This is a genomic window from Brachybacterium sp. 107 (assembly GCF_052379725.1).
Classification (GTDB): Bacteria; Actinomycetota; Actinomycetes; order Actinomycetales; family Dermabacteraceae; genus Brachybacterium.
This window is the reverse complement of the sequence record NZ_JBQSYW010000017.1, coordinates 12,465-28,236: the sequence shown is the minus strand read 5'-3', so window position 1 is coordinate 28,236 and position 15,772 is coordinate 12,465. Positions and strand designations below refer to the sequence as shown.

Genomic DNA, 15,772 nt, shown 5'->3' with positions numbered 1-15,772 from the left:
GCCCCGTACGGTTCCCTCGTGAGCGAGCTGCTGCGCCTGGGTCTGGTGGGGGTGGTCGGCGGGATCGGCGTGTTCGTCGTGATCCTGGGACCTGCCCTCCTGCTCCAGCGACGCCGATTCGGCCGGGTGCGACCGAACCGCCTGGTGGGCGTGGCCGTGATCTGCGTGTACACGATGTCCCTGGCCGGGCTCACTATCGCCCCTGCCTACGAGATCGCGGCGACCTGCCGGAATCGGTCGGGCGGCAAGCTGCACCCCTATCCCTTCAGCTGGGTGACGGACCTCCTCCAGCTGCACGACAGCGGAGTGGGCGTCCTCGGCCTGGCGCTGAGCTTCCCGGTGCTGCAGCTGCTCTCGAACGTCGTGCTGTTCGTCCCGCTGGGGATGGTGCTGCGCGGGGTGTTCCGGCTCGATGCGACGACCTCGCTGGCGCTCGGGGTGATGCTGTCAGTGCTCATCGAGGCCACCCAGTACACCGGCGCCTGGGGGCTCTACCCGTGCGGGGTGCGGATCGCCGACATCGACGACGTGTTCGCGAACTCCCTCGGTGCCCTGCTCGGTGCGATGGTGGCGCCGCTGCTCACGCGATGGCGGGTGCCGCTGTTCGTGCACGAGGGGCCGCTGGGTCGCACGGCCGACGGGAAACCCGCCGAGGGGGCCCCTGACGACAGGAGCTCGACCGACGGGAGTTCAACCGACGGGAGTTCAACCGACAAGTCGGATCACCGCTCGGACGACGCCGGACGGTGAGCGGCCGACGCCATCCGGCCCGACTCAGCCGGAGGCTGCCGGGCCCGCCTGGTCTTCCCTGGGCTCAGACGTCGACCTGGTAGCCCAGCGCCAGGTCCTCGGCGTTGACCCCGCGGATACCCCAGTTCACGCGCGGGGTCTCGGTGATCGTGACCTCGACACTGTGGGCGGGGATCCCGGCCTCCGCCTCGATACGGGCGAAAAGCTCGGAGAGCAGGGTGCGCTTCGCGGTGTCCGTGCGGCCCTCGAACATCGAGATCTCGATAATCGTGTAGTCCGGCCCACGGTCCTCGGGGTGGATGAAGTCTTCCGGCTCCAGCGCGATGAAGCGATGGAAGCGCTTCTCGGTCGGGTACTCGAGCGCCGTCATGACGGCGCCATGGATCGCGTCAGAGAGCGCCGATCGTCGTCGCTGGATGGATTCTCGGTGCCCGTACACAATGATCTGCGCCATGGGCCAAGACTATGGGGCGGGCGCAGGTCAACCTCGCTCAGGGCAGGCGCACCACCTGGCCGGCGTAGGAGAAGCCGCCGCCGAAGCCCAGGAGCAGCGCGGTGGCGCCGGCGGGGAGTCGGCCGGCCTCGCGCATCCGGGAGATCGCCAGCGGGATCGTGGCGGCGGAGGTGCTGCCGGAGGTGGTGACGTCGTCGGCGACGATGGCGTCCTCGCGCAGGTCGAGTGCCGCGGCGAGCGGCTCGATCATGCGCAGATTCGCCTGGTGCGGGACGAAGACGTCGATGTCCGACATCTGCAGTCCGGCGGCGGCGACCACGCGCTCCGCGATGCCGGGTGCCTCGCGCAGCGCCCAGCCGAGCACCTGGCGCCCGTTCTGGGAGAAGCAGCCCGACGGCGGGCTGATGGTCACGGCGTCGACGAGGTCGGGCACGGTCCCCCAGACCACGGGGAAGATGCCGGGCTCCGTCGCCGCCTGCACCACGGCGGCGCCGGCGCCGTCCGCGGTGAGGATGCAGGTGGTGCGGTCGGTGTAGTCGGTCTTGGCGGAGAGCTTCTCCGCGCCGATGACCAGGGTGGTGTGCGAGGCGCCTGCCCGGATGCCCTGATCGGCGACGGCCAGGGCGTGGCTGAAGCCGGAGCAGGCGGCGCCGATGTCGAAGGCGGCCGGGGCGGAGAGCCCGAGGGCCTGGGCGACACGGCCGGCGGCGCTCGGGGAGCGTTCCTCGTCGGAGCAGGTCGCGACGATCACCTGGGTGACCTCGGACGGCTCGATGCCGGCGTCCTCGAGCGCGGCGCGGGCCGCATGGGTGGCCATCTGCGCGACCGTCTCGGACTCGGCCGCGATGTGCCGTTCCTCGATCCCGGTGCGCCGGCGGATCCAGTCGTCGCTCGTCTCGACGATCGACTCGAGGTCGATGTTGGTCAGCACCCGTTCCGGACGGTAATGGCCTGTTCCGATGATCGCGGACCCCGGGGCGGGGGTGGCAGGGAGGGAGGAGTGGGTCATGGTGGTCCTTCCGTCGGGAGCCCGATGAGCAGGGTCTCCCGCGCTGGTCGCAGGCGGCGCCTCCATCATTCCGTACCTCAGGCGGTCACGCTGAGGGTGGAGTGGAAATCGGCGCCGCGGCGCACGTGGATCTGCTCGGCGATCTGGGCCTTCATGTCGCCCACGTGGCTGACGATGCCGATCACGCGGCCGGTCTCGGCGAGGCGGCCGATCTCCCGCACCACGGTCTCGAGGGTCTCGGGGTCGAGGCTGCCGAAGCCCTCGTCGATGAACAGGGTCTCCATCTGCACGCCGCCGGCCTCGCCCATGACGATGTCGGCCAGGCCCAGGGCGAGGGCCAGGGACACGAAGAAGGTCTCGCCCCCGGAGAGGGTCTCGGGCACGCGCACCTGATCGGTGCGCCGGTCCAGCACCAGCAGGTCGAGGCCGGTCTTGCGTGCCCCGCGGGCACCGGTGTCGCGGAGCAGCTCGAGGTCGGAGCCCGAGAACAGGGCGAGGCGGGCGTTGGCGGCTTCCACCACGGCGTCCAGGCGCCACATGAGCACGTACGTGGACAGCTGCACGCGGTCACCGTCGCTCGATCGGCCGGTCGCGAGGTCCGCGACCCGCACCACCACACCGGCGTCGTCGCTGACGGCTCGCACCTGGTCCATGGCGGTCCGCAGCGCCGTGCGGGCTGCGGCCCCGCGTTCGGCGACCCCACCGAGGCGGGCGGCGAGGCCACCGGCTTCCTTGGCCGACTCCTGGGCTGCGGTGTGCGTGGTCGTGGCCGCCGTGAGCGCGGCGTCGGCTGCGTCCTGGGCCTCGGTGGTGGCGACGGTGGCCTCGATGCCCTCCTCGGCGAGGCCGTCGGTGAGCCGGGACTCGTCCACGGCGCGCTTCTGGACGAGGGTTTCGAGGCGGCGGCGCTCGGGCGTCTCGAGCACGGCGGCGCGGGCTTCTTCGGCGGTGGCCAGCTCGGCGGCGGTGAGGGCGGTGGCGGCTTCCTCGGCGAGCTCGTCGGCGCGGGTGGAGGCCTCGGTGCGGGTGCGCAGCGCCTCGCGGAGCGCGGTGGCGGCGCGAGCGCGGGTGAGGTGTGCACGCCGACGGGTGGCGATGGAGTCGTCCTCGCCGCGGGCCTCGGTGACCTTCGTGCTGTCGGCCGCAAGGGCTCGGGTGGCCTCCTCGATCGCGGTGCGCTCGCGTTCGACAGCGAGGCCATCGGCCTCCTTGCGCTGGGTGAGGCGGTCCGTCTCCTCGTCGAAGGCCGTGATCTTCGCATCGATCTCCGCGGCCGTCTTCTCTGCCTCCTGCGCGGCGGTGACCTGTGTGGTCGCGGCGTCGACGGCCGCCTTCGCGGTCTCGGGGGTGTGGTCTCCGGCGGCCTCGTGGAGGCGGGTGAGCTCCTGGGCGGCCAGGGCGTGGGCCTGGTCGGCGCGGGACTGCTCGGCTTCTGCCGCCTGGCGGGCTGTCTCGGCGGCCTCGACCTGCTCGGGGCTCACGGCGTCCTCGGCGGCGCCGGCCGGATGGGGGTGCTCGATTGCGCCGCACACCGGGCAGGCGTCCCCGTCGGCGAGGTCCACGGCGAGCTCGGCGGCGATCCCGGCGAAGCGGCGGCGGCGCAGATCGGTCTCCGTCTCCGTGCGCTCCTGGGCGGTGCGGAGCGCCGCGACTGCCTGCTCGCGGGCGGCCTGGACCTTCTTCTCCTGGGTCGCGGCGGCGGTGGTGGCCTGCTGTCGCTCGGTCGCGGTGCGCTGGGCGAGCCGGGCATCGCCGAGTGCTCGGGCGGCGGCCCGGGCGGTGTCGCGAGCGGTGACCTGTTCGGTGCGCTGGGCGGGCCGCGCGGCCAGCTGCTCGTTGAGCGCGGTCAGCGCGTTCGAGGTCTCCGTGAGCTTCGAGCGGCGCTCGGTGAGCTTCTGCTCGCGAACGGGGAGCGCGGTTTCGAGCACGGCGAGGTCCGCGAGGGTGCCGGCTGCGGACGTGGCCTCGTCGGCGGAGGCGGTGAGCGCGGTGGCGGCGTCGTCGTGCTCGAGGAGGTCCACGAGCGTGGGGTGGTCGGTGCGCGTGGTGGTGGCGAGCTCGGCGAGGGCCTCGATCGCGGTGGCGACCTGGGCGGCGGCGAGGTCTCGACGGCGCAGGAGGTCGGCGACCGGCCGGGCGGTCTCATCGCGCTGCAGGGAGCGCCGGGCCGTCTCGACAGCGGGTTTCTCCTCGGCGAGTCGCGCGGACAGCGCATCGAGTTCACGGCGGCGGTCGATGCGCTTCCGGGCGGTGCGGGCGTTCTCGGCGGCGGTGCGGGCGGTCTGCTCCGCGGTCGCGGCGGTCTGCGCGGCGTCGCTCGCCGCGGTGGCACGGGTGGTGACGGCGGCGAGGTACTCATCGGCCGCAGCGGCCAGCGGTTCCAGGCGCAGCGCCTGGGCATGGTCCTCCAGGACGGTGACCTGCTCGGTCTCCAGGGCGGTCGCCTCGGTGAAGCGGGCCAGCGCGGTGCCGAGGGTCTGCTGTGCCTGGTCGACCTGGCGCTTGGCGGCCTTGCGCATCTCCTCGAGCTGCTTCTCGACGGCGGCGTACGTCTCGGTGCCGAACACGCGCTGCAGCACCTGCTGGCGCTCCCCGGTGCCGGCGCGCAGGAAGCGGGCGAACTCGTTCTGCGGCAGCAGCACGGTCTGCGTGAACTGGTCGCGAGTGAGCCCCACCGCGCGCTGGATCTCGCGGCCCACCTCGTCGATCCGGGTGGCGATCGCCTCGACCCCTCCCCCGCCGCCGGCCTCGTCGGCGATCACGGCGGGGATCAGCTGCGGGGAGCCGATGCGCCACAGCACGGCCTTGGCCTGCTCCTTCGTGGTGCCGGTGCCGCGCATCTTGGGACGCTGGAACTCGGGCTGGCGACGCACCCGGTAGATCCCCGAGGATGTCTCGAACACGAGGTCCACGACGCTGGGCTCGGTGGGCTGCGCGAACTGGGAGCGGATCCGGGCGTCGCTCGTGACACTCCCGGCGACCTGCCCGTACAACGCATAGGCGATCGCGTCGAGGATCGTGGACTTGCCCGATCCCGTCGGCCCTTCGAGCAGGAACATGCCGCTCGCGCCGAGGGCGGCGAGGTCGATCTCGACGGTGCCGGCGAAGGGGCCGATCGCGGTCAGGCGCAGGTGGTGGAGCTTCATGAGGCCTCCTGCTGGCGCCGCACGTGGCGGTAGGCGCGCTCGATCACGTCATGCTCGGCGCTGGTGGGCGCGCCACCGGTGACGTCGGCGAGGAACTGATCCATCACCTCGAGCGGGTTCGCCTCACGGCGCACCACGGGGGTGCTCTCCCGTGCCTCGCGCCCCTCCGGGGCATACTCCGTGAGCAGCAGGTGCGGGAACCCTTCACGGAGCTGTTCCTGCAGGTGGGCGGGCCGAGCGGGGTCGGTGACGATCGCCTTCACCCAGTCGTTGCCGTGCGTCTCGCTCTGCGCGAGGATCTGCTCGAGGGTGCCGCGCAGCTCGGTGAGGCGACGCGGAATCGGAGTCTCGATCCGCTCCACGGTGACCTCGGAGCGGTCACCGTCGGCGGCGCCGGGCGCTCCGAGCTCGACGAGCAGCACGGACTTGCGATGGGTGCGCTCGGAGAAGGAGAAGGCCAGCGGGGAGCCGGAGTACCAGGCCGGCGCGCCGACGGTGCGCGTGAGGTCCTGGCAGCCGTGGAGGTGGCCCAGGGCGAGGTAGTCGATGCCGCTCAGCACACCGGCGGGCACGGAGTCGACACCGCCGACGGACAGGTCGCGCTCGGAGTCGCTCGCCTCACCACCGGTGACGAAGGTGTGGGCGAGCACGACAGTGCGGGCACCGGGATGAGCGGCCGCGCGCTCGCGCACCCGCTCGAGGGCGGCGCGGGTGACGGCCTCGTGGCTGCGGGCCAGCGGCGGCTCCCCCTCGGCCACGAGCTCGGTGCGCACACGGTCCGGTTCGAGGTAGGGCAGGCCGAAGAACAGCACCTCGCCGTGCTCGTCCTCGACGGAGACGGGGTGCTCGATGCCGGGGACGTCGGTGAGCAGGTGGATGCCGGCCCGCATGAGGCCGCGGCCGAAGCCGAGCCGCTCCGGGGAGTCGTGGTTGCCGGAGGTCAGCACCACGGTCGCGCCCGTGCCCGCCAGCCGGGCGAGGGCGGAATCGAGCAGCTTCACGCTGGTCACCGCGGGCACTGCGCGGTCGTACACGTCACCGGGGATCACGACGACGTCGACCTGCCGCTCCGTCACGAGGTCCACCAGCCAGTCGAGGAAGGCGGCCTGGTGCTCGTGCAGATCGACCTTGTGCAGCGTGCGCCCCAGATGCCAGTCCGAGGTGTGCAGGATTCTCATGCCCCGAGCCTACGGAGAACGCCCGACAGTCGAGCGTCCGGCGCGCAGCTGTGGATCGTCGGGCACTGGGGAGGAACGACACGGACCCCTCGTCAGCAGGGACGGAGCCCCGTCCGATCACGGGTGCTCGCCCCGGAGGACCCGGAGTGCCCGCACCCCGTGACTCCGCCCTGAGTCAGGCGTAGCGTGCCGACATGGCTTCCGATGCGCAGTCCTCCCCCTCAGACACCGCCGCCGACACGACCGATGCCGTCACCGGTGACGCCCCCGAGACGCCGACCGGTTCTCCGTCCGTGATCTCCGCCGACGTCGTCGTGATCGGCGGCGGCCCTGTCGGCGAGAACGTCGCCCAGTACGCGATCGAGGGCACGGATCTCACCGCCGTGCTGATCGAGGGCGAGCTGCTGGGCGGTGAGTGCTCCTACTACGCGTGCATGCCGTCCAAGGCCCTGCTGCGGCCGCTCTCGGTGGCCGATGCCGCCGCGCATCTGGAAGGCATCTCGACCCCGGAGGTCGACCGCGACGCCCTGCTGGCGCGTCGCGACATCTGGGTCTCGCACTACGACGACACCGGCCAGGTGCAGTGGGCCGAGGGGGCGGGGATGCAGGTCGTGCGTGGGCACGGCCGGCTCGTCGGCGAGCGCGAGGTGCGCGTGGAGGGGCCCGACGGCGGAGAGCCGACTCTGGTGCGCGCCACCCGCGCCGTCGTGATCGCCACCGGCTCCCAGGCTGTCATCCCCGAGCCCCTGCGCGCCCTGCAGCCGTGGACCTCCCGGGACGCGACCGGCGTGCAGGACGTTCCGGACGAGCTGCTGATCGTCGGCGGCGGCGTGGTCGCCGTCGAGGCCGCGACCTGGATGGCGGCGCTCGGCTCCCACGTCACGCTCCTCGTGCGCGGCGCCGGGCTGCTCACGGGCTTCGAACCGTTCGCCGGCGAGCACGTGCTGGAAGCGCTGAGAGACCTCGGGGTCACGGTGCAGCTCGGCACCTCGGTGCTCTCCGGCTCGCGCACCGACGCCCGTGACGCCGTGCTGGGCAGGTTCCATGATGGCCGCGTGACCCTGCAGGTCAAGGACGCACAGGGCCCCCGCGAGATCAGCGGTGACGAGGTCCTCGTCGCGACCGGGCGCACGCCGCGCCTGGCCGATGTGGGCCTCGAGTCCCTGGGTCTGAGCGCCGAGGACGTCACCGGGGCGGAGCACCCGAGGACCGACAGCTCAGTGGGAGACGACTCTGCGGACGACAGCTCGGGGAGCACCGCCCTGCCGTCGTGGCTGCACGCCGTGGGCGATGCGAGCGGGGATGCGCCGCTGACGCACTGGGGCAAGTACCGCGCCCGCGTGATCGGGCAGGCGATCCGGGCCGGCTCGACCGGCGGCCATCTCGAGCCGGTTCCCGAGGTCGTCCCCGTTCCCCAGGTGGTGTTCACGGATCCGCAGGTCACCAGCGCGGGCCTGACCGAGGAGGCTGCGCGCGAGGCCGGCCATGACGTGGTCACCGCGCAGGTCCCCTTCGGCGGGTCCGCCGGTTCCGCCCTGCTGCGGGACGACGTCACGGGCACGGCCCAGCTGGTGGTCGATCGGACCACGCGAACGCTCGTCGGTGCCACGTTCGTCGGCCCGGAGGCCTCCGAGCTGATCCACGCGGCGACCATCGCGATCGTCGGCCAGGTGCCGGTGCACGTGCTGCGCCACGCGGTGCCCAGCTACCCCACGAGCTCCGAGCTGTGGCTGCGGCTGCTCGAGGAGCTGCCTCAGGAGCTGCGCGCCGGCTGACCCGGCCCTCCTCCCTTGGGAGGAGATGACAGATCGCACTGGTGCCGGCGACCCCTGGTCCGATGCAATGGGTGGTGAGGGCGGGACGAGGATCCGTCCCGACCGGCCCCGGGAGGATCATGTTCACGCGACTGCGACGCACACGGAAGCTGCGCCGCGCCCGCCCGGGCGACGGCAGCGCACTGAAGCGCTTCCGCTGGTGGCAGCTGGCCACGCGCACCCTGTTCGATCTCGACCCGTCGCCCGACGGCACCCGGCCGGCGACCTACACGGTCGACGTCCGCTATCTCGCCGCCGAGCTCGAGGGCGGGAAGATCCCGGAGGGTTCGAAGCACGCCCAGGTCTCCCTGTACCGCGACGGGGTGCAGGAGCACATCGCGAACCCGCCGGTCGCGTTCGCGGTGCCCGGCGGAGTGATCGAGGTGGCGACCAGCCCGTACGGGCTCACTCGCATGCATCATGTGCCCGAGGGCGGATCCCCGCAGACCTTGCGCCCACATCCGCGAACGCTCGAGGGGCTGCGAGCACGGTTCGGCCGACGGTTCCCCCGCGCCAGCTCGCTGATCGGGGTGGCCGCGATCCTCATGCTCCTGGTGGGACTGGTGATGATGGTCCCCCAGGCCGCCGAGCTCATCACGCAGATCGACGTGGTCGCCGAGAACATCGGCACGTTCACCTCCCCCATCTCGCTGCCGTTGTGGCTGAACGTGACCCTCGTTGTCGCCGGGGTGCTCGCGGCGACCGAGCGGGCGCTGACCCTGCGCAACCACTGGCTGATCGACGCCGACACGACCTGGACCTCGCTCGCGTGATCGCGGGACGGACGATCGCCGGGAGGTGCTGCGCGGCACGGAGCAGGGACATGGCGAGCGGCGACGAGTATTCGCTGGTCGCACAGTCGATGGGCGCCTACGGTCGACCTTGTGACCTCTGAGAACCCTTCGCCGCAGTGCGATCGCGAACGCGCACCCGATCCCGACCCCGGCGCCACCACCGAGGCAGAACCTGACGCGATCTTCGCCGATCCGCGCCTGGCCGCCTGCTACGACACCTTCGACGGCGAGCGCGACGACCTCGACCACTACGAGGCGATCCTCGAGGAGCTCGGGGCACGCTCCGTGGTCGACATCGGCTGTGGGACCGGCGCCCTGGCCGTGCGGCTCGCCGCCGCCGGCTTCACGGTGGCCGGGGTCGATCCGGCACAGGCCTCGCTCGAGGTCGCGCGCACGAAACCGGGCGCAGGCCGCGTGCACTGGATCCATGGCACCGCCGTGGATCTCCCTGCGCTGGATCCCCCGCTGCACGCCGACGCCGCCGTGATGACCGGGAACGTGGCCCAGGTGTTCGTGACCGACGAGGCCTGGGCGAGCACGCTGCAGGCGATCCGCGCCGCCGTGAGCCCGGGCGGTCATCTCGTGTTCGAGGCACGCCGGCCCGAGCGTCGTGCCTGGGAGGACTGGCAGGCGGACACGTCCGCGTCGGTCCATGAGGTGCCCGGGCTGGGCCAGGTGCGTTCGCGCCCCACGCGGTTCGACGTCGACCTGCCGCTGGTCACCTTCGCCGACGAGTTCACCTTCGAGGACGGCACCACGATCACCTCGACCTCCACGCTGCGGTGGCGCAGCGAGACCGAGCTGCGGGACTCGCTCACCGCCGCTGGTTTCGCCGTCCAGGAGATCCGGGACGCCCCGGACCGGCCGGGCCGCGAGTTCGTGGTGATCGCCCGGGCGGTCTGAGCCCCGGGACGAGCCCGGCAGTCCCCAGGCCCAGCCGTCGTCAGGCCCCGGTGCCGGTGCCGGTGTAGAAGCCGTAGGTCGCGTCCGCCAGGCGCTGAGCCGTGTCGGCGTCCGCGCCAGAGGCGGAGTGGGCGACGGCCCAGCCGTCGGCCGCACCGCGGTAGAACGAGCGACCCTCGTCGGTGCCCGCCCAGGCCTCGGCCTCGGACGGGGCGAGCGAGCCCTCGGTGGCGCCGAGGTGCAGCGCGAGGCCCAGCAGGCCGCCGTCCCAGCCCACGCCGGTGGCGCCGGGGCCGAAGGTCTCCCACATCTCCGCGGGGATGTCCGCGGCATGGGAGGTGTGCTCGAGCTCGAAGCGGGTGGCCTCCTCGCCGTCGGCGGCCAGACGGATCGTCAGCCAGGACACGGCGCCCATCATCTCCCAGGTCACGGAGTACTCCGCGAGGCCGTCGGCCGGCGGCTCGCAGGTGAGGATCTCGCCGCCGGCGTTGCCCTCGAACTGGTAGCGGCCGCCGAGCTGCAGGTCGCCGCTGATCGGCAGGAACCAGCGCTGGATGCGCTCGGCGGTGGTGACCGCGTCCCAGACGTCGGCGAGCGCGGCGGGATAGGTCTGCTCGAGGGACTGGACGTGCGCGGGCTGACCGTCGCGGTCCTCGAGGCGGTAGGAACGGGTGACGGACTGCAGCTGGGTGGGGACGTCGACCATGTCAGGACTCCTTCGGAAAGTGTGCCGCTGCGGGCCGGATGCCCGGCGCGGCGTCGGTGGGTGCGGAACCCGAGGATGTGGGGGCCGTGGAGGTGGTTGTCTCGGAGGTGGGTGTCGTGGACGTGCGGGAGGTGCCGACGCCGACCTCTGGAGCAGATCCGTCGTCGACCGATGACGCACGCCCGCCGTCGGCCGACGGGGTGGCGTCGGCGGCGAGGCGTCGCTGTCGCCGCTCGCGGGCGAGCTCGGTGCCCAGGGCATCGAGCGCCGGCAGCCAGAAGCGTTCGAAGGGGGTCAGCCAGTCCCTGGCCTCCTGCGGACCACGGGCATCGACGGCGTACAGCCGGCGGCGCCCCTCGGCGCGGACGGTGGCGAAGCCGTGCTCGCGCAGGACACGCAGGTGCTGGGAGACGGCCGGCTGGCTGATCACGAACTCCTGCTGCACGCTCTCGCCGATCTCGCCCGCGCCGAGCTCTCCCTCGGCGAGGAGCTCGAGGATCCGTCGCCGCACGGGATCGCCGAGGACATCGAGTGCGTGCATGCGATCATCCTTCCCGTCGGCCTCATATAAGTCAAGGCTTAATTGCTCGATCGGGCTCGTGGCGCACCGGTCTCAGCGGCGAGCTCGCACCACGATCGCGCGGTACGCGACGCCGATCCCGACCAGGACCACACCGGCGACCACGGTGCGCCCGGGCAGTGCCGCCACCAGCACGACGCAGCCGATCAGTCCCCCGATCTGCAGCGCCTGGGGGAACAGCCGCCACTGCCCGGCCTGTGTGAACGCCGCGAGGTTCCCGATCGCGTAGTACAGCAGCACCCCGAACGCGGAGGCGGCGATCGCGACCAGCACGTCCGAGGCCAGCAGCACGAGCGCCAGCACGGCGAGCGCCGCGACGATCTCGGCCCGCTGCGGCACGGCGTAGCGGTTGCTGGACTTCGCCAGGGGCCTGGGCAGGTCGCCGCCGCGCGCCATGGCGAGCATCGTGCGGGACACTCCGGCGATCAGGGCGAGCAGCGCCCCGGCGGCGGCCGCGACGGCACCGATCGTGATCACGGCGGACCAGGCGCCGCCGGCGCCCACGGACTCCAGAGCGGTGAGGAACGGCGCCGGCCCCCAGCCCTGGCCGCCCGGGGCGGGGCCGACGAGCACCAGCAGCGCGGACAGGCCCAGGTACAGGGCGCACACCATGGCGAGCGCGAGGAGGATCGCGCGCGGGATGGTGCGGCGCGGCTCGATGACCTCCTCGCCGAGGGTCGCGACACGGGCGTACCCGGCGAAGGCGAAGAACATCAGCGCCGCCGCCTGCAGCACCACGAGGGTGATGCCGAGGATCCCGCCGCTGCCGGCCCCGAGCACGGCCGCCAGTCCCCCGTCCCACAGCCCGGAGGCGGAGCCGGCGAGCGGGCCGGGCACGCCGCCGAACGCGGGTCCGGCCGACGCCGTGTCCGCCGGTCCGGCGCCTTCGAGGATCCCGGCGCTGGGCCCGTCGCCGCGCACGAGGCCCACGAGCAGACGGCCGGCGGTCAGGAGCAGCGCCGCGAGCGCGATGGTCACGAGCACGCGGGCGAGCGCGGCGGTGCGGGTGATGCCCACCAGGTTCACCCCGGTCAGCGCGACCACGACCAGGGCCGCGACGATCCGCTGGCCCGGCTCGGGCACCAGGTAGGCGGCGACGACCAGGGCCATCGCCGCACAGGACGCGATCTTGCCGATCACGAAGCACCAGCCGGCCACGAAGCCCCACCAGGGGCCGAGCTGCTGGGTGCCGAAGTGGTAGGTGCCGCCGGAGCTGGGGTGCTGGGCGGCCAGCTGCGCGGTCGAGGTGGCGTTGCAGATCGCGACGACGGCCGCGATCAGCACGGCGACGGGGGCGAGCGCCCCGGCGAGGTCCTGCGCCGCGCCGAGGGACACGAACGCGCCGGCCCCGATCATCGAGGCCAGTCCGATCACGATCGCGTCGCCGAGACGCAGCCGACGGGCGAGACGGCCCGGCGTCGGAGCCGTCCCCAGGCTCAGTCCCGGGTCCAGTTCGGAGCCGGGACCGAAGTCGCGGCCCCGGCTCGGGCCTGCGCCGCGGGCCGGGATGGCGTCGCCCTCGGGAGCCGCGTCAGGATGCGGTCCGGGGTCGGTGCCGGGACCAGAAGTGGGTGTCATGGGGTCCAGTCTCGTGGATGGCGCCGGTCAGCCGTTGCGACCGTTCGCCCTTCCGTTCCCGTTCCCGTTCCCGTTCCCGTTCCCGTTGCCATTGCCATTGCCATTGCCATTGCCATTGCCATGACCGTGGCCATGCCCGTTGCCGTGACCATGGCCATGCCCGTTGCCCGGGTGGTCGCCGTCGCCGGGCTCCTCGCCGCCGCCCTCGGGGAAGCCGGCATCCAGGCCCACGATGAGGGGGTCATGGTCGGAGGAGCCGAACACGCCGTCCTCATAGAGGTCGGTGGCATTGCTCCGGTAGCGCGAGTACTGGGTCATGACGGACTCGGCGCCGTTGATCTGCCAGTCGGTCGCGCCGGTGACGCGCTCCGAGGCGGAGGCGTTGCCCAGGACATGGTCGAGCGAGCCGACCATTCCGCCGTAGCTGTAGGACCAGCCCGCGGGGTCATGGGCCTCGGCGAGGTCCTGGTACCCGTCGGCGTAGAACTCCTGGAGGGGTTCCTCCTGGGAGTACGCGTTGAAGTCGCCGCCCAGCAGCACGTCCTGCACGCCGAGCTCATCGGCGCGCTCCTGCGACCAGGTGTGCAGGGCCTCGGCCTGCTGCAGGCGGGAGGTGCGGGCGTTGCCCTGCACCGGGTCCGCGGGCAGGTCCGCGTCCTCGGCGTCCGCCGAGCCCTTGGACTTGAAGTGGTTCACGGCGAAGAAGAAGGGTTCGCCCTCGACCTGCTGGTCACCCTCGCCCTTCACCGGCACGAACACCTGACCGATGGGCTCGCGGGCGTTGTCGAACGCCGGGTCGCCGGTGAGGATCTGGGCGTCGCCCTGCGTCGTCACCTCGTCGCTCTTGAAGATGATCGCGTTGGTGATGACGTCCTGCCCGCCGTCCACGCCCTGCGCGGCGTAGGCGTCACCGGTGGGCACGTAGTCCCAGGTGCCCGCGCCGTCGCGCTCGTTCAGCGCGGCGACCAGGGTGGCGGTGGCCTCGTCGGCGCCCTCGCCCAGACGGGCGGAGTTCTCGATCTCCATCAGGCCCACGACGTCGGCGTCGGTGCCGGAGATGGCCTCGACGATCTTGCTCTCCTGGCGCTCGAGGTCGTCGGCTCCCCAGGCGCCGCGCAGGTCGCAGCCGCCACGCACCGTGGTGCCGTTGCCCTCCATGTCGGTGTACGGCTCGCAGCCGGGGGTGTCCTCGCCGAGGGTGGTGAAGTAGTTCAGCACGTTGAAGGTGGCGACCTGCAGGTCGCCGCCCACCTCGTCCGGGGCGTCCTGACGGGTGTCCTCGAAGGCGACCCCGTCGGCCTCGGAGCTCTCCCAGGGGCTCGTGACGTTCAGCCGCCACTGGTCGAAGGAGTAGGAGACCACGACGGGCTGCTCGAAGCTGGTCGCGGCGCCGACGCGCACGGGCTCCTGCGTGGTCAGCCAGCTCATCGGCAGCTGCGCGTTCTTCGTGAAGTCGGTGGTGCGGCCGTCGTCGAGCAGCACCAGATTCTGCGCCTGCTCCTCGAAGTAGGCGGTGGCCTCCGCGCCGGGGGCCATGATGTCGCCGGCCTGCTGGAGGGGCTGGTCGCCGATGGCGAGGCCCACCTCGCCGAACTTGTTCGTGGAGTAGACGTCGGTGACGGTGAAGTCGCCCTCGCCGGGCAGGTAGAGCATGTGCTCGAGGCTCTCGCGCTGGGTCTCCTGGGTCGGGAAGCCGCTGTCGATCGTGGCGGGTTCGACGGGCTCGAGCGCCTCGGGGAGCTGCTCGAGGCCGTCGGCGCCGACGGTGATCTGGGTGGAGTCGTGATACTCGGCGACCTCGCCGGTCACACGCACGGAGTCACCGATCGCGACCTGGCCGGCGGTGTCCGGGGAGTACACGAACACGGCGGTGGATCCGGTGTGCTCGGCGAGGTCCAGGGCGCCGCCGGTGCCACCGGTCTGGATGACATAGCCGTCCAGCCCGCCGGTGGCGTACACCGCGGTGACGACACCCTCGGCGACCACCCGGGTGCCTGCCAGCTCGGAGGCGGTACCGGTGCCCTGGATCTCGGCGATCGTGGCCGGGATCGCCTCGGCGGGTTCGCCGGGGTCCCCCGGGTCCCCGGGATCGCCCGGTTCACCGGGGTCCGGCTCCTCGGCGCCCGACGGAGTGGGCGTCGGAGCGCCGGCGATGAAGTCGGTGGAGTTCTCGCCGGTGGCCGCCACGCGGGAGACGGAGGTGGCGTTGGTGGTGGCGGGCGCGGGGGCCTCGCCCGAGAAGGTGGCGGCGTCGCCCCAGGCCAGGAGGTCCACGACGGCCGGGTCCTCGGCGCAGGTGGTGCCGGTGCAGGCGAGCTTGCCCTCCGCGTCGGACAGGGCGAAGACGCCGCCGGTGCCGGAGGCGTTGACGCCGGCCGTGAGGTCGGCGCCGGGCAGCGGGTCGCCGTTGCCGTTGCCGGCGGCGAGCTGCACCAGGAAGGTGCCTCCGGCGGGGACGGTCCCCTGCAGGGGGACGGTGTTGTGGAAGGCGCCGGTCTTGGAGGCGTACTGCAGGGACCAGCCGTCGATGCTGAGGTCCTGGTCGGTGGTGTTGCGCAGCTCGACGAAGTCGTTCTGGAAGGTGGCGCCGGAGTTGCCTCCGCCGCCGTACGCCTCGCTGATCTGCAGGTCGCCGGGAGCGACCACGGCGGCCTGGGCGGTGGGGAGCAGGCCCGGGGCGAGGCTGAGGCCGAGGGCCAGGGCGGCCGCTGCTCCGCCGACGCGGGTGATGCGCGTCCGCAGTCCGGAGCCGTGGGTGGTAGCGGTGCTCATGAGGGGTCTCCTGGCGAGGCGGTGGGACGGCGGGATCGGCCCGGGGTGTGGGCCTGGTGGTGCGGGCCTGCGGGTGGGGCTGGTGAGG

General features: G+C 72.7%; 12 protein-coding genes. 4 read left to right on the top strand and 8 right to left on the bottom strand.

From position 1 onward, the window contains the following. The first annotated feature begins 18 nt into the window (after positions 1-18). Positions 19-750, top strand: a complete 732-nt coding sequence (locus ACT3UL_RS15415) for a VanZ family protein (RefSeq protein WP_444579215.1) — start codon at positions 19-21, stop codon at positions 748-750. 64 nt (positions 751-814) lie between these two features. Here ACT3UL_RS15415 and ACT3UL_RS15410 read toward each other — a convergent pair whose 3' ends face one another. The 4 genes from ACT3UL_RS15410 to ACT3UL_RS15395 all read right to left on the bottom strand — a co-directional run bounded on the left by ACT3UL_RS15410 (position 815) and on the right by ACT3UL_RS15395 (position 6,537). Next, positions 815-1,204 carry a tautomerase family protein gene (locus ACT3UL_RS15410; RefSeq protein WP_444579213.1) on the bottom strand — a complete coding sequence of 130 codons (390 nt, stop codon included), beginning with the start codon at positions 1,202-1,204 and terminating at the stop codon, positions 815-817. 37 nt (positions 1,205-1,241) lie between these two features. Continuing rightward, entirely contained in the window at positions 1,242-2,213 is a 972-nt protein-coding gene (locus ACT3UL_RS15405) for a beta-ketoacyl-ACP synthase III (RefSeq protein WP_444579212.1), read from the bottom strand. A 77-nt stretch (positions 2,214-2,290) separates the two neighbouring features. Then, positions 2,291-5,359, bottom strand: coding sequence for an AAA family ATPase (locus tag ACT3UL_RS15400; RefSeq protein ID WP_444579210.1), 3,069 nt, complete (start codon positions 5,357-5,359; stop codon positions 2,291-2,293). Next, positions 5,356-6,537 carry an exonuclease SbcCD subunit D gene (locus ACT3UL_RS15395; protein ID WP_444579208.1) on the bottom strand — a complete coding sequence of 394 codons (1,182 nt, stop codon included), beginning with the start codon at positions 6,535-6,537 and terminating at the stop codon, positions 5,356-5,358. Before ACT3UL_RS15395 ends, ACT3UL_RS15400 begins: the two co-directional genes overlap by 4 nt. Before the next feature lie 194 nt (positions 6,538-6,731). Here ACT3UL_RS15395 and ACT3UL_RS15390 point away from each other — a divergent pair, with 194 nt between their 5' ends. The 3 genes from ACT3UL_RS15390 to ACT3UL_RS15380 all read left to right on the top strand — a co-directional run bounded on the left by ACT3UL_RS15390 (position 6,732) and on the right by ACT3UL_RS15380 (position 10,048). After that, positions 6,732-8,312, top strand: coding sequence for a dihydrolipoyl dehydrogenase family protein (locus ACT3UL_RS15390; protein WP_444579206.1), 1,581 nt, complete (start codon positions 6,732-6,734; stop codon positions 8,310-8,312). Between the two features lie 119 nt (positions 8,313-8,431). Next, positions 8,432-9,124, top strand: coding sequence for a hypothetical protein (locus tag ACT3UL_RS15385; protein WP_444579204.1), 693 nt, complete (start codon positions 8,432-8,434; stop codon positions 9,122-9,124). Positions 9,125-9,235: 111 nt separating this feature from the next. Then, entirely contained in the window at positions 9,236-10,048 is an 813-nt protein-coding gene (locus ACT3UL_RS15380; protein WP_444579203.1) for a class I SAM-dependent DNA methyltransferase, read from the top strand. 40 nt (positions 10,049-10,088) lie between these two features. On the opposite strand, the gene ACT3UL_RS15375 is transcribed toward ACT3UL_RS15380, so the two are convergent. The 4 genes from ACT3UL_RS15375 to ACT3UL_RS15360 all read right to left on the bottom strand — a co-directional run bounded on the left by ACT3UL_RS15375 (position 10,089) and on the right by ACT3UL_RS15360 (position 15,684). Next, a complete protein-coding gene (locus tag ACT3UL_RS15375) occupies positions 10,089-10,754 on the bottom strand; it encodes an SRPBCC domain-containing protein (protein ID WP_343922960.1) in 666 nt (221 codons plus the stop codon). Between the two features lies 1 nt (position 10,755). Beyond that, positions 10,756-11,295 (bottom strand): ArsR/SmtB family transcription factor, encoded by a 540-nt coding sequence (locus ACT3UL_RS15370; protein WP_444579201.1) that lies wholly within the window; start codon positions 11,293-11,295, stop codon positions 10,756-10,758. A 72-nt stretch (positions 11,296-11,367) separates the two neighbouring features. Beyond that, positions 11,368-12,912 (bottom strand): APC family permease, encoded by a 1,545-nt coding sequence (locus ACT3UL_RS15365; protein ID WP_444579200.1) that lies wholly within the window; start codon positions 12,910-12,912, stop codon positions 11,368-11,370. Between the two features lie 27 nt (positions 12,913-12,939). Further along, positions 12,940-15,684, bottom strand: coding sequence for an ExeM/NucH family extracellular endonuclease (locus ACT3UL_RS15360; RefSeq protein ID WP_444579198.1), 2,745 nt, complete (start codon positions 15,682-15,684; stop codon positions 12,940-12,942). Positions 15,685-15,772 lie beyond the last annotated feature (88 nt).

Bases quoted from the DNA above. Each gene is read 5' to 3' on its own strand.
- ACT3UL_RS15410 (WP_444579213.1), bottom strand. From the start codon at position 1,204: ATGGCGCAGATCATTGTGTACGGGCACCGAGAATCCATCCAGCGACGA.
- ACT3UL_RS15395 (WP_444579208.1), bottom strand. From the start codon at position 6,537: ATGAGAATCCTGCACACCTCGGACTGGCATCTGGGGCGCACGCTGCAC.
- ACT3UL_RS15360 (WP_444579198.1), bottom strand. From the start codon at position 15,684: ATGAGCACCGCTACCACCCACGGCTCCGGACTGCGGACGCGCATCACC.
- ACT3UL_RS15370 (WP_444579201.1), bottom strand. From the start codon at position 11,295: ATGCACGCACTCGATGTCCTCGGCGATCCCGTGCGGCGACGGATCCTC.
- ACT3UL_RS15375 (WP_343922960.1), bottom strand. From the start codon at position 10,754: ATGGTCGACGTCCCCACCCAGCTGCAGTCCGTCACCCGTTCCTACCGC.
- ACT3UL_RS15390 (WP_444579206.1), top strand. From the start codon at position 6,732: ATGGCTTCCGATGCGCAGTCCTCCCCCTCAGACACCGCCGCCGACACG.
- ACT3UL_RS15405 (WP_444579212.1), bottom strand. From the start codon at position 2,213: ATGACCCACTCCTCCCTCCCTGCCACCCCCGCCCCGGGGTCCGCGATC.
- ACT3UL_RS15400 (WP_444579210.1), bottom strand. From the start codon at position 5,359: ATGAAGCTCCACCACCTGCGCCTGACCGCGATCGGCCCCTTCGCCGGC.
- ACT3UL_RS15365 (WP_444579200.1), bottom strand. From the start codon at position 12,912: ATGACACCCACTTCTGGTCCCGGCACCGACCCCGGACCGCATCCTGAC.
- ACT3UL_RS15385 (WP_444579204.1), top strand. From the start codon at position 8,432: ATGTTCACGCGACTGCGACGCACACGGAAGCTGCGCCGCGCCCGCCCG.